At 39.1% G+C, this 17,321-nt stretch carries 19 protein-coding genes; 9 read left to right on the top strand and 10 right to left on the bottom strand.

All coding sequences use genetic code 11. From position 1 onward, the window contains the following. Positions 1-37: 37 nt before the first annotated feature. The 5 genes from JN11_RS01000 to JN11_RS01020 form a co-directional block, all read right to left on the bottom strand. On the bottom strand, positions 38-541 hold the full coding sequence (locus tag JN11_RS01000) for a DinB family protein (protein ID WP_144908761.1): 504 nt from the start codon (positions 539-541) through the stop codon (positions 38-40). Positions 542-639: 98 nt separating this feature from the next. Next, positions 640-1,272 (bottom strand): HAD family hydrolase, encoded by a 633-nt coding sequence (locus JN11_RS01005; protein ID WP_144908763.1) that lies wholly within the window; start codon positions 1,270-1,272, stop codon positions 640-642. Between the two features lie 12 nt (positions 1,273-1,284). Beyond that, on the bottom strand, positions 1,285-2,499 hold the full coding sequence (locus JN11_RS01010) for an ROK family transcriptional regulator (RefSeq protein ID WP_144908765.1): 1,215 nt from the start codon (positions 2,497-2,499) through the stop codon (positions 1,285-1,287). Positions 2,500-2,843: 344 nt separating this feature from the next. Next, positions 2,844-5,249: a glycoside hydrolase family 3 C-terminal domain-containing protein gene (locus JN11_RS01015; RefSeq protein ID WP_144908766.1), complete on the bottom strand. Its 2,406-nt coding sequence runs from the start codon at positions 5,247-5,249 to the stop codon at positions 2,844-2,846. Between the two features lie 173 nt (positions 5,250-5,422). After that, entirely contained in the window at positions 5,423-5,998 is a 576-nt protein-coding gene (locus tag JN11_RS01020) for a YceI family protein (RefSeq protein WP_144908768.1), read from the bottom strand. Positions 5,999-6,246: 248 nt separating this feature from the next. Here JN11_RS01020 and JN11_RS01025 point away from each other — a divergent pair, with 248 nt between their 5' ends. Both JN11_RS01025 and JN11_RS01030 read left to right on the top strand, forming a co-directional pair. Next, positions 6,247-7,248 (top strand): aldo/keto reductase, encoded by a 1,002-nt coding sequence (locus JN11_RS01025; protein ID WP_144908770.1) that lies wholly within the window; start codon positions 6,247-6,249, stop codon positions 7,246-7,248. A gap of 143 nt (positions 7,249-7,391) precedes the next feature. Next, positions 7,392-7,616 (top strand): hypothetical protein, encoded by a 225-nt coding sequence (locus tag JN11_RS01030; protein WP_144908772.1) that lies wholly within the window; start codon positions 7,392-7,394, stop codon positions 7,614-7,616. Between the two features lie 17 nt (positions 7,617-7,633). Here the strand turns inward: JN11_RS01030 and JN11_RS01035 are convergent, their stop codons facing one another. Continuing rightward, positions 7,634-8,266: a hypothetical protein gene (locus JN11_RS01035; RefSeq protein ID WP_144908773.1), complete on the bottom strand. Its 633-nt coding sequence runs from the start codon at positions 8,264-8,266 to the stop codon at positions 7,634-7,636. Positions 8,267-8,372: 106 nt separating this feature from the next. Between JN11_RS01035 and JN11_RS01040 the strand changes: the two genes are divergently transcribed. Next, complete coding sequence (locus tag JN11_RS01040; protein WP_144908775.1) at positions 8,373-9,668, top strand: MFS transporter; 1,296 nt, start codon at positions 8,373-8,375, stop codon at positions 9,666-9,668. Here JN11_RS01040 and JN11_RS01045 read toward each other — a convergent pair. Next, positions 9,665-10,336 (bottom strand): basic secretory protein-like protein, encoded by a 672-nt coding sequence (locus tag JN11_RS01045; protein WP_144908776.1) that lies wholly within the window; start codon positions 10,334-10,336, stop codon positions 9,665-9,667. The two genes, JN11_RS01040 and JN11_RS01045, sit on opposite strands and share 4 nt — an antisense overlap. 184 nt (positions 10,337-10,520) lie before the next feature. Between JN11_RS01045 and JN11_RS01050 the strand changes: the two genes are divergently transcribed. The 6 genes from JN11_RS01050 (at position 10,521) to JN11_RS01075 (ending at position 14,627) form a co-directional block, all read left to right on the top strand. Further along, positions 10,521-11,585 (top strand): M20 family metallo-hydrolase, encoded by a 1,065-nt coding sequence (locus JN11_RS01050; protein WP_144908778.1) that lies wholly within the window; start codon positions 10,521-10,523, stop codon positions 11,583-11,585. A gap of 34 nt (positions 11,586-11,619) precedes the next feature. Continuing rightward, on the top strand, positions 11,620-12,954 hold the full coding sequence (gene argH / locus JN11_RS01055; protein WP_144908780.1) for an argininosuccinate lyase: 1,335 nt from the start codon (positions 11,620-11,622) through the stop codon (positions 12,952-12,954). 47 nt (positions 12,955-13,001) lie between these two features. Then, positions 13,002-13,208 carry a hypothetical protein gene (locus JN11_RS01060; protein ID WP_144908782.1) on the top strand — a complete coding sequence of 69 codons (207 nt, stop codon included), beginning with the start codon at positions 13,002-13,004 and terminating at the stop codon, positions 13,206-13,208. Continuing rightward, entirely contained in the window at positions 13,205-13,651 is a 447-nt protein-coding gene (locus JN11_RS01065) for a PIN domain-containing protein (RefSeq protein WP_144908783.1), read from the top strand. The genes JN11_RS01060 and JN11_RS01065 overlap by 4 nt, the downstream gene beginning before the upstream one ends. 11 nt (positions 13,652-13,662) lie before the next feature. Continuing rightward, the gene (locus JN11_RS01070) at positions 13,663-13,863 is read left to right on the top strand and encodes a YwbE family protein (RefSeq protein WP_138805531.1); all 201 of its coding nucleotides are present in this window, start codon (positions 13,663-13,665) and stop codon (positions 13,861-13,863) included. 71 nt (positions 13,864-13,934) lie between these two features. After that, entirely contained in the window at positions 13,935-14,627 is a 693-nt protein-coding gene (locus JN11_RS01075) for a DUF1345 domain-containing protein (RefSeq protein ID WP_144908785.1), read from the top strand. 6 nt (positions 14,628-14,633) lie between these two features. On the opposite strand, the gene JN11_RS01080 is transcribed toward JN11_RS01075, so the two are convergent. The 3 genes from JN11_RS01080 to JN11_RS24705 all read right to left on the bottom strand — a co-directional run bounded on the left by JN11_RS01080 (position 14,634) and on the right by JN11_RS24705 (position 17,275). After that, positions 14,634-15,545: a DUF72 domain-containing protein gene (locus tag JN11_RS01080; RefSeq protein ID WP_144908787.1), complete on the bottom strand. Its 912-nt coding sequence runs from the start codon at positions 15,543-15,545 to the stop codon at positions 14,634-14,636. A gap of 102 nt (positions 15,546-15,647) precedes the next feature. Next, positions 15,648-17,069: an amidase gene (locus tag JN11_RS01085; protein ID WP_317131263.1), complete on the bottom strand. Its 1,422-nt coding sequence runs from the start codon at positions 17,067-17,069 to the stop codon at positions 15,648-15,650. Continuing rightward, positions 17,051-17,275: a hypothetical protein gene (locus JN11_RS24705; RefSeq protein ID WP_246138920.1), complete on the bottom strand. Its 225-nt coding sequence runs from the start codon at positions 17,273-17,275 to the stop codon at positions 17,051-17,053. Before JN11_RS24705 ends, JN11_RS01085 begins: the two co-directional genes overlap by 19 nt. Positions 17,276-17,321: the final 46 nt, after the last annotated feature.

Raw genomic sequence — 17,321 nt, forward strand, 5'->3', positions numbered from 1 at the left:
AAATTTAAAAACTTCATAAGGCTTTATTGCCGATAAATTATAAATCAAATTGAGTTTCATCGGCACTTGGCCCATAGCTGCCGGGGATAGGCACATTTAACAAACGCAAAAATACACCTAATTGCGCCCGGTGATGCACTGTTTGGGAAAAGGCCATACGTATTACATCAACTTTGGGGCGTACACTATAAACCTTGTTGCCATCACGCAGTGTCCAGTTCTGCAATAGTTCAGATTCGTTGGTTTCGCTTAAACTGCTGTATCCATCTTTGTATGACTGTTCAAAAACCTCCAGCAAATGTTGGGTATCGTTAATTACTTCGGGTTTATATGGATTATCAGAAAAATCAAGTTCATCAGTAGCAATTGCCATTTTAACCCAACCGGGTATCTCAGCAATATGGGTTGACAGTCTTCTTACGGTCATGCTTTTTTCGTGCGGTTGCCAATCGAATTTATCGTTTGGAATGCGTGACAGCATTTTACGGGTAGTTTGAGCTTCCTGCTCCATCTCTTTTAATAACATTGGGATAGTTTCCATAGCTGTGTTGTTTTAATTGTTATACAAATTAAACAAGCACTTATGACAGCCCTATGTCAGCAGGTTTTAGGTTTTTTATTTTATGATTGAAATTATTGTTAGAAATCCATAAAATAGTCAGTAAGTGACTTAAAGTCATCGAACTTTAAATTATAATCGTCAGTGATACCGAAGCCATAGCTGACAAACACAAACGGGATACCCGCTTTGCGGCTTTCTTCGCCATCACCAGCTGTATCACCAATATACACCGGATTTTGAAGTTTGTGTTTCTCCATCAGCAATTTTATATTATGCTGTTTGGGCATAAAGTTTACACCATAGGCCAGCTCGTCGGTAATGTGTTCATCAATGCCGGCCCAATCAATAAACAGCCTGATGATACCTTTAGCACAGTTGCTTAAAATAAATAAAGGATATTTTGTTGCAAGCTGCTGTAAGCCTTCTTTAACGCCGTCATATAAAATGCCGCCATTTTGGGGTAGGAGGGTGCGCCTTTTTTCATTTACCAACGCATAAATTTCCTGCCTTTTTTCAACATCAAAATCAGGCATTATTGCGCTGATTACCTTTTTGCCTTCCCACCCCACCATTTTGGCTAGTTGATCGCGCTCAACAGTAATATCAACACCTAATTCGTTAAACACTACGTTCCATGAATAGGCATAAGTATCTACGGCATCCCAAAGGGTACCATCCATGTCAAATATTAAGCTATCAGGTTTTTGCATGGGTTGTAAAACTCAATTAACAGTAACCTGACTTTTTACCTCTTTATCAAAGTTTTCCATTACCAGTACTGAGGCACCAATCAACTCCGCGTCAAAACCAAGTTCTGAAATGAGTAATTCAGTCCCTCTTGATAAGCGGGGAATACAATATTTATGCAGTGCCTGCTGGATAGGGGCCATTAGTATTTTACCAACTTTTGCGCCACGACCACTCAGCACTATAGCCTGCGGGTTCATAATATGGATCAGAATGGCCAGCGCTTTGCCAATTTTATAACCTGCATCCGAGAATAATTCAATGGCGTACTGATCGCCTTTGTTGGCAGCTTCCATAATGGCATCGCCCATTTGCTTAGAGTGGGCTTCGTCTATTTGCTTCAAACTGGTGATACGGCCCTGTTCAATTCCTTCAATAGCTTTTTTAGAAACCACCAGCATAGATGCTTCTGCTTCCAGACAGCCCCGTTTACCGCAAGCGCAAAGGGCCCCATCTTCTGATAATGGGATATGGCTAAATTCACCTGCAAACCCGTTTCTGCCCCTGAATATCTCTCCATTAACAATCATTCCCAAGCCAATACCCCAGCCCAGGTTAATTACCATTACTTCTTTTTGTGATTTGGCTATCCCGAATTTTTGTTCGGCCAGGGCAATTAAGCTGGAGTCATTATCAACATAAGTAGGTAGACCTGTTTCGTCTGTAATATATTGGGTAAGGGTTTTATCACCTGCATCCAGATAGCTGTAGTTGATGCCTTTTATTGGGTTAATAAAGCCTGGCATACCAATACCAATCCCTGCTATTTTATCGCGGTTAACGCCCGATTGATTAATGTATTGATTGATATTTTCAACCAATTCTTGTAGTGCTTTATCGTTGTTAAGCAGTTTTAGCTCAAACATTAACAGTTCGGCTACTGGCTGGTTAAGTAAATCAACCAGTTGAAGCCGGGTTGATAATTGATCCATAGCTACAGAAAGGATATACATAGCATTGGAATTGATAGCATACATTAAAGGTCTGCGGCCACCACTTGATGGCGCATAGCCCTGCTCAATAACAAATCCTTCTTCAATTAATTCATTAACTGCTTTTGCAATGGACGGAATACTTTTGTCAAATAACTCGCTCAGCTCAGCGCATGACATCGCCTTATCAAAATAAAGGCATTTGATGATCATGTTTTTTAAAAGCGTGCTTTTTAAATTCTTAGGTTTAGCTTCCATTACTTAGTTCGGTTTATAAAATGGCTTATCCATCCATCTTAATTCTTGGGGAATTAAATCTGTTAAAATTATAAATAATGAAGCAAATCACAAGGACTTTAATTAATTAGGTGTATAAATTATGCTCTTAATAATTAAATCAGACATTTTCTATGGATAAAGCCTCATTTACCAGGTATAAAATATATTTATTATATGTTTTTTATTCGTTTTATAACGATGTAGTATTAATACCAATGAAAGATGGTAAAAAACTGCAAATTCAAAGAGAAGGTATCAATGAAAAACAGTATGTTTTGCAATTACAAAACATACTGTTTTTTCTTAGATGTCGTTTTAATATGTTAATCCTTATCGGTTACTTCAAACTCCTGTTTTAATTTAATATCTTCCGATGAGTGCCCAATCATCACCTCAAATTTGCCAGGTTCAACGGTCCAGTTCATGTTTTTGTCCAGTATGGCTAAATCGTCTGGATGAAGGGTAAAGGTTACTGTTTTCTTTTCACCCGGATTAAGCGGTACACGTTCAAATCCGCGTAAATCATATTCGTAAGTGGTTACGCTGCTTATTTCTTGTTTAAGATAGAGTTCAACCACATCATCGCCCATACGTTGTCCGGTATTGGTTACATCAACAGTTACGGTAATATCACCCTGCTGGTGTTCTTTTTGAGGTGATACCTGCAAATTGCTGTATTCAAATGTGGTATAGCTTAAGCCATAACCAAACGGATAAAGTGCCCCATTAACACTGGTTTTGCCCCAACTGTTTTTGCCTCCCTGAGGGGCCTGTGAACCTTGTTTAAAAGGGAAATTAAATTCTATTTGCCCGGTTGTTTTTGGGAAGGTGATAGAAAGCTTTCCACCCGGGTTGTTATCGCCAAACAAAGTCTCGGCTATTACCTTACCACCTTCAGGTCCCGGGAACCAAGCTTCCAATATTGCCGGTACATATTTATTTTCCCAGTTTACGGTTAATGGTTGTCCGTTTATCATCACCATAACTATGGGTTTGCCGGTTGCCTGCAAAGCCTGTATTAATTTCAACTGACGGCCTGGCAAATTAAGTCCCGTACGCGACAAACTTTCACCAACCCGGTCAACGTCTTCACCAACAACGGCTATAATTACATCAGATTTTTTTGCCTGTTGAACAGCTGAATCAATAGAAGCTTGCTCTTCATTAGTAAGTGGTGTTTCTATAATTTCACTCTCGGGCCAGGTGGCATCTACAATATTGCAGCCTTTTGTGTAGCTTACAGTTGCACTGTTTCCAACGTAGTTTTTAACTCCTTCTAATACACTGCTTACCTTGTTGTGCGATGGGCCGTAACGGCTGGTTTCAAAATTGGTTTCCATTGCCAGTGGGCCGGTAACTAAAATATTTTTAATAGCTGCTTTATTTAAAGGCAACAAGTTGTTTTCGTTTTTCAGTAGCACCATCGATTCACGGTTCATTTTCAATCCTATAGCGGTTGCTTCTGCATTGTGTACAATTTTATCAGCCGCTTTTGGATCTTCTACATAAGGGTGATCAAACAATCCTAATTTAAACTTTACCCTTAATACATCACCCACACGTGAATCCAATGTTTTCATGGATATTTTATTTTCAGCATACAGTTTGCGTAGCGGCATAATATAAGTTTGCGGCATGGTGAAATTCGTACGTACGTTTAACCCTGCTTCAAACGCCTGGCGTACCGCTTCTTCAATACTGCCGGCTACATGATGTTTGCTGTACAGGTATTCAACTGCTTCACTGTCTGATACCACATAACCGTCAAAGCCAAATTTTTGGCGCAATAACTCCGTCAAAAAGAAATAACTGCCGGTTATAGGTTCACCGTTCCAATCGTTATAGCTGCTCATTACGCCCAGCGCATGTGCCTCCTGTATTACCCTGCGGAAAGGGTAAAGGTAAAGCTGGTACATTTCCCTTGGTGCCACATGCGGGTCTGTCCGGTCGGCACCGTCACGTCCACCCTTTGGCATGCTGTAAACAGCAAAGTGTTTTAGGGTTGATGCTACACCTTGCTCCTGTACGCCCAGGCACATTTGCTTGCCCAGCTCCGCAATCAGAAATGGATCTTCGCCGTAAGTTTCAACTACACGGCCCCAGCGCTGATCGCGTGACGGATCTAAAATTGGTGTATAAATATTGGTATAGCCTAATGCTTTACCTTCTCTGCCAACAACATCACCAGCTAAGCGCACCAATGGTTTGTCCCAGGTACTTCCTATACCTATAGGTGCAGGAAGAGAAGTAGCCCTATCATGATTTAATCCGTGAATTCCTTCGTTGGTAAAATCAACCGGGATACCCATTCGTGTTTGCTCCACAAACCATTTTTGAATAGTATTAATTGCAGCGGCATGTTTACTGTAAGGATAGGAGTATTGCGTTGGTGCATCATCAGTATGTGAAGTTAAATTATTGAGTTCTTCATCAATATTGGCTATACCATCTTTCCAAACTTCATTTTTCCACGATTCTGTTGGCATTTCTTCCTTCAAAACACGTTTATAACCGTATAGTGTTGCCAGCTGGCAGGTTTTTTCTTCCACAGTCATCTGGCTTAGCAAATCGGCCACACGTTTATCAATAGGTTGAGAAGGATCTTCAAAAATGTCCATTTTGCCATTTTTGTTAAAGTCTATCCAGCCTTTGTGATAAATATTCTTTTCCTGCGCAGATGCCCGGAAAGCAAGAGGTAAAAGGAGTAATGGTAGTAGTATTTTTCTCATTTAGGATGAAATTAGGTTTAGTCAAATATATAAACTGTGCCGCAGATGCAGCTCCTGCTTGGTTGTAAAATATTTGATAGGCGTATTCATGAAGAAATTGAACTAAAAACAGAAGGCCCAGCGTAATGTTACGCCGGGCCTTCTATTATATTTTTTAAGATTAGCTTTTCAGCTTATTTAGCTTTACCGAATTCGCCGTTTGCAGTTATAGTAACTTCGTCGCTCAATGTTGATGAACCAAAGCTGTTACCGAAGCTAAAGTCAGAACGTTTGATAACTCCTGTAGCTTTGAAACCTGCATCATCAGCTTTGCTCATTGGGTTAGTAATAGTACCACGGTACCATAAATCAAAAGAAACTGGTTTGGTTACACCATTTAAAGTAAGGTTACCACTTAATTTATAGTGGTTTGCAGTTGTTTTGGTAATACCAGTGCTGGTAAATGTTAATGTTGGGAATTTAGCAACATTAAAAAATGCGTCAGATTTTAAGTGATTGTCACGAGCATCAACGCCGGTGTTTACCGAAGCGGTGTTTGCAGTTAATTGGAATGTAGCATCGCTGAAATCAGGTTTTGAAGCAACGATGGTAGCGCTGAAATCTTTAAACTCGCCGTCAACATCAGAAACCATTAAGTGGGTGATGGTGAACTGTAACTTAGAGTGCATTTTGTCTGAATTCCAGGTAGTTTGCGCAAATGCAGCCGTGTTTAATAAAGCAACTGCTAATAAAATGATGATCTTTTTCATGATTGTCTTTTTGATATGATTTGTTTGTTTTTTATTTTCTGATGCAAACATAATACTTAAATTTTAATCTGTACAAAATATAAATGTTTAAACATCTTTTTTGACAATTGACTGAATTTAAATTATAAATTATGCGATTCGCTGCAATTATACTAAATAGATAGACAATATAGTAATATTTAATAAGATGACAGAAGTATGTAAACAGAAAGGGAAATACAACGTTATTTTTGTTAAAAAAACTACTTATGAAATTTAGGGAATTTGGTAAAACCGGCGAAAAGCTGTCGGCAATTGGTTTAGGTTGCATGGGCATGAACCATGGTTATGGTACTTTTAATGATGATGAATCAATTAACGTTTTAAATGTAGCTATTGATTTAGGGATAAACTTTTGGGATACTGCTGACATTTATGCCAATGGGCTTAATGAAGAGCTGTTATCAAAGGTGCTGGTTCCCAACCGCGACAAAATTTTTATTGCCACGAAGTTTGGCTTTCGGCAAAATGAAGGCAATAATGCTTTTCCAGGTTCAGCGGGGAGTTACTTTGACGGATCACCGGCTTACTTAAAAACTGCTGTTGAAAAAAGCCTTAAACGTTTAGGGATTGATACTATTGATCTGTATTATGCACATCGTATTGATCCGAATGTGCCGGTTGAAGATATGGTAGGGGCGATGGCTGATTTGGTTAAAGAGGGCAAAGTGCGTTACTTGGGTTTATCAGAAGCTTCCGCAGCATCCATCAGGAAGGCACATGCAGTACATCCTATATCGGCATTACAAAGTGAGTATTCCTTAGTAACCCGGGATGTGGAAGCCGAAATATTACCAGTTTGCCGCGAACTAGGAATTTCATTGATCCCCTTCAGTCCGCTTTCACGTGGCTTAATGACAAATACTTTAAACCTGGATGAGTTGGGAAGCAACGATTTCCGTAAAACCTTACCACGTTTCAGCGATGATTATAAAGAGAATAATCAACAACTGGCAGCAGCTTTTGCCAAACTGGCACTGAAAAAAGAGTGTACACCCGCTCAGCTCGCTTTAGCCTGGGTTTTAGCACAAGGGAATGATATTATACCTATCCCAGGTACAAAAAAGACCAAATATTTGCGGGAAAATGCTGGTTCGGTTGATATTGAATTGTCAAAGGATGATTTGCAGGATATTCAAAATGTGATGGATAAATACCCTAATACAGGGATGAGATATAATGAAGGAGCTTTTAAATTAGTGAATAACTAATTATAAATATGATCTATTTTATTTCTTCATAGGTAACAAATCTGTCAAATACCGTAAAAATAAGGTAAAAGTACCGTTAAAACACCCCCTGTTTAGTGTTGTGAAGCTGTTATCTACAGGTTAAATTTGTAGATAACAGCACCATGGAATCATTTGAAGTAATCATAAAGAAAGAGATGTTTAAAATTATCCGCAGTTATGAGGATAGTCAAGCATTTAATGTTTTTAACCATACAACCTTCCATACTATCAAAAGAAACGATTTTGGCATATGGGTAGAAGTTGAACACCGCTTCGGAACCGAAAGATTTCCGTTAGATGAAATTGGTGATGCAATTGACCAGCATTACGATGGCGTAGTTTGTTAACTAATTAATCCTCATTTTTATTTAATTCCGGAATAAAATGCGATGAAAATAAAAACCCCAAGTATCGCAATGCCTATTGCAAGGGGTATCCATATCGGTCTTTTTCTGTAAAGGGTTGATGTACCAACGTACCTGTTCCAAAATAATGCTTCAATTAAATAAGCTCCTAGTATGCTTGGAACTATAGTTAAACCTGTGCTGGTTTTAAAATTTTGTAAAAGCAATACCATGGCTATTGTATAGCCCAATCCAAACAATACAACCCAAATTGCATTTTTTTTGCCAGATGTTTTACTCACATTCATGGCCAGCATAACAGCACCAAAAAACACGCTAAAAAAAACGGAGAAACCATATATTGCTCTTCTGGAATAAAGCGGAGGAGCATCAGGGTCTTCAATCAGATTGTTTTTATCCCGGTTGCTAAACATTCCGTAACTATCAGGCTTAATTTCTGCCAGATTTCGGCGGGCCTGCATATCTTCTGCTATTACTGTAAGCTCTTCTTCCGAAAATTCTACCCCGCGGAATTGTAATTCTTCTACCGAGGCCTCTACTGTTTCGGGCAAGTATTTTTCGCGGTTATCTACTCGTTCCTGAAGTTCTTCATCTGTACGGGCAGCTGCGCGAAGTTTAAACTGATCATCCATTATTGGGGTATATTTTAATTAGGGATTATTGGGCTAAAAGTAAATAAAGCTTTGATTATTCTGTTTGAAAATATAATTATATCTTTCATTAATATAAATCGACCTCATGCCTCAACAATTCGATGTTTCTTCTCCATCCACCATAAACAGAATCCGCTCTATCATCGGCGGTTCATTGGGTAATTTGGTTGAGTGGTATGACTGGTATGTTTACACTGCGTTTTCATTGTATTTTTCAACTTCATTTTTCCCTGGTGATAACCAGACTGTACAACTTTTAAATACGGCAGGCATTTTTGCTATTGGCTTTTTAATGCGGCCCATAGGCGGATGGGTAATGGGTGCTTATGCAGATAAAAAAGGCCGTAAAGCGGCACTTACCTTATCTGTTTTGTTGATGAGTATTGGATCGCTGCTAATTGCCGTTGCCCCTGGTTATAAGCAAATAGGGATTGCAGCACCATTATTGCTGGTACTGGCCCGCATTATACAGGGCTTAAGTGTTGGCGGCGAATATGGTACCAGTGCTACCTACCTAAGCGAAATGGCTACTAAAAAGCACCGTGGCTTTTATTCAAGCTTTCAATATGTAACCCTTATTATGGGGCAACTGCTGGCATTGGGCGTATTGGTTTTGTTGCAGCATTTCTTTTTAACTGATAAACAATTGCATCAATGGGGATGGCGTATTCCTTTTGCTATTGGTGCAGTACTGGCCATAACGGTAATGTATTTAAGGCGAAGCTTGCAGGAATCAGTGAAGGTAGATGAGCACAAAATCCATTCAAACCGCGGAACTATCAGGGCACTGGCTCAACATCCAAAGGCTGTTTTAGTTGTTATCGGTTTAACAGTAGGGGGTACAATAGCGTTTTACACTTTTACTACTTACATGCAGAAGTTTTTGGTAAATACCTCTGGCTTTTCTAAAAATACAGCCACACTTATTTCTGCGCTTACTTTGGGAGGATTTATGCTGCTTCAGCCAGTTTTTGGATTATTATCAGATAAAATTGGCCGCAAACCGCTTTTAATAGGTTTTGGCATTTTAGGGACTTTAACTACTGTGCCTATTATGACAGCGCTTGGTGAAACAAAGGATGTTTGGGTAGCTTTTGCCCTTATTATGTGCGCGCTAATTATAGTAAGTGGTTATACCTCTATTAATGCAGTGGTAAAAGCTGAGTTATTTCCGGCCAATGTACGTGCACTGGGCGTTGGTTTTCCATATGCGATTGCTGTATCCCTGTTTGGCGGCACGGCAGAATATATTGCCCTCGACTTTAAAAATAACCACCATCAGGAATGGTTTTACTGGTATGTTACCGTCTGTATAGCGCTGTCGTTATTGCTTTATGCCCTGATGAACGACACCCGGAAATATTCAAAAATAGAGGATTAAATAGTTGGATTTTCTGAATAGGTTTTCCAGAGCTCATCAACTGTTTTGCCGGTTAGTTGTCTCCAGGCATCATCAGTAAAAGTGTGTTTTCTTAATCTTCCGTCAAATTCTTTAACTAAACCGGGGCTAACTTTCTTTTCAATCCAAAGTAAAAAACGGGCAGTTACACGGTAGGCATTATCATAGTTTTGTGTTGGCTTATAATCAGGTAATGCCCATTTTGCGGCTGCATTATTAACGCCGAATTTATATCGGGCATAATCTGCAATGCCCTCAATCAGCCAACCGGGTCCGTTGCTTTCGCCATAATTTTGTACAATGTGCATTACTTCATGCGTTACTACATCAATATCTTCCGGATGCGAATGTATCCAGCGTGAACTGATGGTAACTTTACCATTATCGGTTTCGGCAACGCCTTTATAAGTGGTATCAATAACAAAAGTTACTGCCTTTAGCGTTTTCTTGTTGTATGCTTTCGCTAACTCAGGGTAAACGGTATAAAATGTTTTAACAAGTCTTTGCTGTTCAACAGAATCCAAAGTAGCATCGTAACTAATAAAAGTAAGCTGATATTTGCCCTTATTGTATATTTTGGTTTGTTGTGCTTTTGCAGACTGGAAGATAAAGCAAGCAGAAAGAATGGCAGCAAAAAGGATGTTTTTCATTGACAGGAATCTTGATTTTTCAACTGCAATATTAACTAAATTATAAAATGAAATGAATTGTGCAGTTTGTAAAAATGTAATGACTATAGGGTTTTAATCGTTTTTAAACAGTTATTTGAAACATGCTATTGTTAAACAAATATCGTTCATACTTATAAAAAAGATTATTTTTGCTGCCATATTTATGATCGATACCAATATACTATTTGAACAGGCAGTTAGCCTGCTTCAACAATTAATATCCATACAATCGTTTAGTAAAGAGGAAGATAAGACTGCTGATCTGATAGAAAAGTTTCTGCAAGAAAGAGGTGTTACCACTAACCGTAAGCTAAACAATATTTGGGCATGGAACAAGCATTTTGATGCTTCAAAGCCCACCATTCTGCTTAATTCACATCATGATACCGTAAAACCTAATTCAGGTTATACCCGTAACCCGTACGATGCCAAAATTGAAGACGGCAAGCTTTATGGTTTAGGTAGCAATGATGCCGGCGGATGCCTGGTATCGCTGATTTCTGTTTTCCTTTACTTTTACGAGCAGGAGAATTTGAAATATAATTTCTGCCTGGCTACAACTGCCGAAGAGGAAATTTCAGGCGTTAATGGATTGGAACTGATTATTCCTGATTTGGGTAAACTGGATTTCGGAATTGTAGGTGAACCAACCCTGATGCAGTTAGCTATAGCCGAGCGTGGCTTAATGGTATTGGACTGCGTGGCTCACGGTCGTGCAGGTCATGCTGCCCGCGAAGAAGGCGAAAACGCTATTTATAAAGCCCTTACCGATATTGAATGGTTCAGAACGTTTCGTTTCCCAAATGAATCGGAGGTTTTTGGGCCTATAAAAATGTCAGTTACTATTATAAATGCCGGCTCACAACACAATGTAGTACCTGCAAGCTGTACCTTTACGGTAGATGTGCGGGTAACCGATGCTTATCGTAATGAAGAGGTGCTGGAAATTATCCGTCAGCATGTAAGTTGTGACGTAACTCCGCGTTCTATCAGGCTAAAACCATCAAAAATTGATAAAGATCACCCGATAGTAAAAGCAGGTGTAGCCCTGGGCCGTACTACCTATGGTTCGCCAACCACATCTGATCAATCCTTACTGGATATCCCGTCGGTTAAAGTGGGTCCCGGTGATTCTGCGCGTTCACACACTGCTGATGAGTTTGTTTATGTTGAGGAGATAAAAGAAGGTATTGAATTGTATATTAAGATGCTGGAAAGCATTTGTTAATTATCACTAAAGATAATAATAGCATATTTGCATTATGGCAAAAATCTGGCAAAAATCCGTTACGGTAAATGAACTGGTTGAAAATTTCACGGTTGGTCTTGATCGAGAATTTGACGAGCAAATGGCTGCTTTTGATGTGCTGGGATCATTAGCGCATACCCGAATGCTGCACAGCATAGGTTTGATGGATGCTGAAGATTTGCAGCTTTGTCAACAGGAGCTGAAAAATATCTACAAGGATATTGAGGCTGGAAATTTTTCTATCTCTCCAGAGGTAGAAGATGTGCATTCACAAGTTGAATTTTTGCTTACGCAACGAATAGGTGATGCCGGAAAAAAAATCCATAGTGGCCGTTCACGTAATGATCAAGTATTGGTTGATTTGAAGCTATTTTTCAGACACGAGATACAACAGGTTGTTGAAGAAACGGAAAAGCTTTTTAATTTGCTTATTGAGCTGAGCGAAAAGCATAAAGATGTTTTGTTGCCGGGTTATACGCATTTACAGGTAGCCATGCCATCATCTTTCGGTTTATGGTTTGGTGCCTATGCCGAAAGTTTGGCCGATGACCTGGAAATGGTTTTGGCAGCTTATAAAATCACCAATAAAAACCCTTTAGGCTCGGCGGCTGGATATGGTTCATCGTTCCCTTTAAACCGTACTTTAACCACACAACTTTTAGGCTTTGAGAGCCTGAATTATAATGTGGTTTATGCACAGATGGGCAGGGGAAAAACAGAGCGCGTTATTGCGCAAGCATTATCATCCATAGCAGCTACACTTGCCAAAATGGCTATGGATCAGGCTCTGTATCTAAGCCAGAATTTTGCGTTTGTGAGCTATCCGGATACGTTAACTACAGGCAGCAGTATTATGCCACATAAAAAGAACCCTGATGTTTGGGAAATAATGCGTGGCAAGTGTAACCGTTTGCAGGCATTGCCAAATGATGTTGCCATGATGACCACTAACCTTCCGTCTGGCTATCATCGCGAGCTGCAATTATTAAAGGAATTATTGTTCCCGGCATTTACTGATTTGAAAAATTGCCTGCATATGGCAACGTTTATGTTAAAGCATGTAACCGTAAATGCAGGTATATTGAATGATCCGAAATACGCTTATCTTTTTAGTGTAGAGGAAGTTAACCGTATGGTATTGAATGGAACACCATTTCGTGATGCATACAAGCAGGTAGGGGCAGCCATTGAAAAAGGTGAATTTAACCCGGATAAAACGGTAAACCATACCCACGAAGGAAGTATCGGCAATTTAGGAAACGAGCAAATTACTGCCTCCATGAACAAAGTTGTAAAAAGCTTTGATTTTGATAAGGTAAAAGAGGCAATAGATAAACTGGTTTCGTAGATTCTTTCAGTCTTTCCAACTTCAATACTAATTATTTATATTTGTGTATGTTAATTGAAAACGCAAAAGACAATACAATAACTATCACCGTGTCATCATCGGTAGATAAGTTTGGACTGCAGCGACTGATCGATTATCTGAAATATCTGGAAGCCACATCAAAATCAAAAGCTAAACAATCAGCTATTGATGAGTTAGCCGATGAAGTTAACTCTTCATGGTGGGAAGCAAATAAGGCACGGTTTATTAAGTGAAGATAATAGTCGATGCTAATATAGTATTTAGCAGTATTCTAAACTCTAATGGGAAGATTGGCGATTTGCTGATTAATTCAAAAAAGCATTTCAATTTTATTGCTCCTGAATTTTTACACTACGAAATTCGTGATAAGTACAAAAGACTTCAATCCATTTCTGATTTGAGTATTGAACAGATAATGGAGGCGGAATATCATGTATGTAAGGAGATTGTTTTTATATCTGAAGAACAAATAAATCAAGAGTTTTGGGAAGAAGCGTACACACTTGTGCAAGATATTGATATAAAAGATATTCAATACGTAGCTTACGCTAAACAATTCAAGTGCAAAATTTGGTCGGGAGATAAAAAGCTTTTTAAAGGCTTAAAAGCAAAAGGGTTCAATAACATAATTACCACTGATGATCTTTTTGAACTTAGAAGAAAAAGATTAAAATAGTTTACAGCACTATGAACGGACAAAATAGAAGCGACATTTACCCTGGTCTTGAAGTTGATATTATTCTCAAAAAAGATCAGCGATCTGGGAAATTGACCAGGGGAATAGTAAAAGATTTATTGACCAGCTCTTCATTTCACTCACGCGGTATAAAAGTAAGGTTAGAAGATGGTCAGGTCGGACGGGTTGCAGAAATAGTGGAAGAGGACTGATTTTCCATCATACATAGCTTTTTAAAATGTGCATAAAAATTGCTATCTATGAACTATCAATCAAATAAACAATGACTAAAAACTTAAAGGCTGATAAAAGACTGTTTTTCCGCTTAGATGCTCATTACCGCCTGATGATTGCCTTTGGTGTTAGTGTTGTATTTTTTTTTCTACTTCAAAATAATCATTCGCTTCCCGCTTTAATTTTATTTACTTGGATCAGTTTTGCATCTACAATTATCTTGCTTGACTGGATCATTATTGCTACTTCTCACCCCCGCGAAGTGCGTAAAATAGCCAAACTGCAGGATTTTAGCCGAACATTGATTTTTCTTTTTGTTCTGGCAGCTTCGCTTGCCAGCATGGGTGCTATCGTATTCCTGTTAAAGTCGGCTAAAGGACACCCCACAACAAGTGTTAACGATCATATTTTATTGGCTATAGCGGCAGTAATTATTTCATGGTGGCTTGTGCACACAATATTTACATTGCTATATGCGCATTTATTCTATGATACCGACACCGATGACGGAGCAGTTCGTGAAATAGGTGGCCTGGAATTCCCTGGAAAAGAAGATCCGGATTATTTCGATTTTGTATATTTTTCTTTTGTTATCGGGATGACTTTTCAGGTTTCAGATGTTGAAATTTCATCAAGAAAAATACGCCGTTTTGCCTTATTGCATGCACTGCTTTCATTTACATTTAATACAGCAATATTAGCGTTAAGTATCAATGTAATATCAGGAATGATAGCACAATAATTATCATTAAAACAATTCATTTTTACTTAAAAAGAAGGGCCGTCTAAGACTTAATCCCAATTTTTGATTGAGCTGCTCTACTACATAATCAGCCAGTTTGGGCGAATATTGTTCATCATGCTGGTGCATAAAGAACCAAACTGATTGCAGGCCTAATTCTTTCCATTGAGCTATGCGCTCAACCCATTCATCAACACGGGCATAATCAGTAGGGTGTAGGCCGTTGCCCACAAAGCGGATAAAGGCATGTGGTGTAGGTAAATTCATGTGCACCACATCTCGTCGGCCAGTAGCATCTGTTATTACAGCCCCGATATTCAGCTGATGCAGTAAATTGAATATTTGATCGCTGTTTTCTTTTACAGAAAACCACTCTTTATGCCTTATCTCCAAAAATACAGGAACATCCTTCGGCAGATGTTCCAGGTAGGCTTTTACATCCTCAAAACTTTTAGGCGTATAATTATCGCCCAGCTGCAAAAACAAAGGGCCAAGTTTATCGCCAAAAGCCATAATGCCCTTGTAGTATTGCGTGGTTAGCTCCTCCGCGTTTTTTAATCGGCGGATATGGCTGATCATTTGCGAAAACTTTGGGCAAAACTTAAACTCCGGGTTCTTTTCGGCTTTATCCCGCCATTTGGCAATTATTTCAGCGCTATAGATATTATAGAACGTTGCATTTAACTCAATACAATCAAAATGCTTTACGTATTCATCTAAAAAGTTAGCGTCTTTGGTTTTTGGAGGATAGATTTGGCCCACCCATTCCTTTCTGCCCCATTTGGCACAGCCAACATGAACCTGCAATGGGTTATCATTTTTTGATTCCTGTAAGGTTTTGATGGTTAGCGCAGTATCGGGCGGAAGCGTAAAATCAGCTGTCGCTAATTCTTCAGGGTTAACACGGCCAAATTCCATGGTTTTTAAGTTTGTTTTATACTAACGCAAAGTAACCAAAAACTTTGCTAATGGCACCAATCGATATCCTCCGCGCTAATTAAGTTTTGGCATATAACTTTATTAACCTAGTAAATCCACTCTAAATTCCGGAGATGTTCTATGTTGAGTCGCTTGTTCAAAAGCATAACCTAACCTTATAATATCTGCTTCTTTGTAGGCCGAACTGATGAACGATAGTCCTACTGGCAAATTATAAGCAAAGCCCATCGGTATTGTAATATGCGGATAACCTGCCATAGCAGCCGGTCCGGAAAACGAAAATCCGTTATCATAATCGCCATTAACTAAGTCAATGCAGCAGGCAAATCCGTTAGTAGGCGCTACTATAGCATCAAGATTATTGTCTTTTAAAATTTTATCTATAGCATTACGGGGAATTTCGGTTGTTGTTTTTACAGCATCCAGATATTCTTTTGAATTCAAATCGCCTTTCTCATTGGCCAGTTCCAATGTTTCCTGTTTAAAAAAGGGCATGGCTGCAGCTTCGTTTTGCTTGTTAAAGGCAATTACATCAGCCAAAGTTTTTACTTTTGAATTTGCTGTGCTTAAATATTTATTTAAGCCATCTTTAAATTCGTACAATAGCACCTGGAACTCATTCCCATCAATAGGTTTCAGCTCTTTAAATAGTTCAACCATAACAATAGTTGCACCTTTACTTTGCAGCGTATCAACTGCTTTTTGAAACAAGACATCCATAGCAGGGTTGATTTTCAAAGCTGATTTTTCAACACCGATGCGCTTTCCCTGCAATCCGTTTACGTCTAAAAATTTAGTATAGTCAGCTGCTATTTTTCCGTTACTTGCCGCTGTATAACTATCTGCCGAATCCTGACTGGCAAGAGCACCCAACAAAATAGCTGCATCTTTAACAGTACGTGTCATTGGTCCGGCGGTATCCTGCGTTTTTGATATGGGGATAATACCTGTGCGGCTCCATAAGCCTACAGTGGGTTTTATTCCCACTAATCCATTTACTGATGATGGCGATACGATAGATCCATCGGTTTCAGTACCTATCGCAATGGCGCATAAATTTGCTGATGCTGCCGATCCCGAACCGGCGCTTGATCCGCTGGGGTTTCGATCTAAAATATAAGGGCACTTAGTTTGTCCACCTCTGCTGCTCCATGCACTTGTGGAGTGTGTTGAGCGGAAATTTGCCCATTCACTTAAATTGGTTTTCCCTAAAATTACTGCACCGGCTTCTCTTAGCTTTTTAATGATGAAGGCATCTTCTTTGTATAGATTATCGGCGATAGCCAATGCCCCTGCAGTGGTATGCATCTTATCACCAGTGCTGATGTTGTCTTTTATCAAAATCGGGATACCGTGCAATGGCCCTCTCACTTTGCCCGAAGTGCGTTCTTTATCCATCGCATCTGCTATGCTCAGTGCATCCGGATTAAGCTCAATCACCGAATTTAATTTCGGGCCTTTTTTATCAATATCATTTATACGTTTTAAATATAATTCGGTAATAGAACGGGACGTATATTCCTTATTTGCATTTTCTGCTGGAGGGCATCAATAGTAACTTCGTTCAATACAAAATCATCAGCAATATTTCCGAAAGTATCCACTTCGGTTTTTTTATCAGATGGAATTAAATTATGTGCGCCTGCTGCCAGGGTAGTTAAAGTTAAACCTGCTAATGATCCGGTTTTAAGGAAGTTTCTTCTTTGCATAAAGATTTTTGATTTTCACCCTCAATTAACACAATTTTAAAGACTT

Source organism: Mucilaginibacter frigoritolerans, assembly GCF_007830615.1.
Classification (GTDB): Bacteria; Bacteroidota; Bacteroidia; order Sphingobacteriales; family Sphingobacteriaceae; genus Mucilaginibacter; species Mucilaginibacter frigoritolerans.

Bases quoted from the DNA above. Each gene is read 5' to 3' on its own strand.
- JN11_RS01075 (WP_144908785.1), top strand. From the start codon at position 13,935: ATGACTAAAAACTTAAAGGCTGATAAAAGACTGTTTTTCCGCTTAGAT.
- JN11_RS01015 (WP_144908766.1), bottom strand. From the start codon at position 5,249: ATGAGAAAAATACTACTACCATTACTCCTTTTACCTCTTGCTTTCCGG.
- JN11_RS01025 (WP_144908770.1), top strand. From the start codon at position 6,247: ATGAAATTTAGGGAATTTGGTAAAACCGGCGAAAAGCTGTCGGCAATT.
- JN11_RS01005 (WP_144908763.1), bottom strand. From the start codon at position 1,272: ATGCAAAAACCTGATAGCTTAATATTTGACATGGATGGTACCCTTTGG.
- JN11_RS01080 (WP_144908787.1), bottom strand. From the start codon at position 15,545: ATGGAATTTGGCCGTGTTAACCCTGAAGAATTAGCGACAGCTGATTTT.
- JN11_RS01030 (WP_144908772.1), top strand. From the start codon at position 7,392: ATGGAATCATTTGAAGTAATCATAAAGAAAGAGATGTTTAAAATTATC.
- JN11_RS01040 (WP_144908775.1), top strand. From the start codon at position 8,373: ATGCCTCAACAATTCGATGTTTCTTCTCCATCCACCATAAACAGAATC.
- JN11_RS01035 (WP_144908773.1), bottom strand. From the start codon at position 8,266: ATGGATGATCAGTTTAAACTTCGCGCAGCTGCCCGTACAGATGAAGAA.
- JN11_RS01000 (WP_144908761.1), bottom strand. From the start codon at position 541: ATGGAAACTATCCCAATGTTATTAAAAGAGATGGAGCAGGAAGCTCAA.
- JN11_RS01070 (WP_138805531.1), top strand. From the start codon at position 13,663: ATGAACGGACAAAATAGAAGCGACATTTACCCTGGTCTTGAAGTTGAT.
- JN11_RS01060 (WP_144908782.1), top strand. From the start codon at position 13,002: ATGTTAATTGAAAACGCAAAAGACAATACAATAACTATCACCGTGTCA.
- JN11_RS24705 (WP_246138920.1), bottom strand. From the start codon at position 17,275: ATGCAAAGAAGAAACTTCCTTAAAACCGGATCATTAGCAGGTTTAACT.
- JN11_RS01010 (WP_144908765.1), bottom strand. From the start codon at position 2,499: ATGGAAGCTAAACCTAAGAATTTAAAAAGCACGCTTTTAAAAAACATG.
- JN11_RS01045 (WP_144908776.1), bottom strand. From the start codon at position 10,336: ATGAAAAACATCCTTTTTGCTGCCATTCTTTCTGCTTGCTTTATCTTC.
- JN11_RS01020 (WP_144908768.1), bottom strand. From the start codon at position 5,998: ATGAAAAAGATCATCATTTTATTAGCAGTTGCTTTATTAAACACGGCT.
- argH (WP_144908780.1), top strand. From the start codon at position 11,620: ATGGCAAAAATCTGGCAAAAATCCGTTACGGTAAATGAACTGGTTGAA.
- JN11_RS01050 (WP_144908778.1), top strand. From the start codon at position 10,521: ATGATCGATACCAATATACTATTTGAACAGGCAGTTAGCCTGCTTCAA.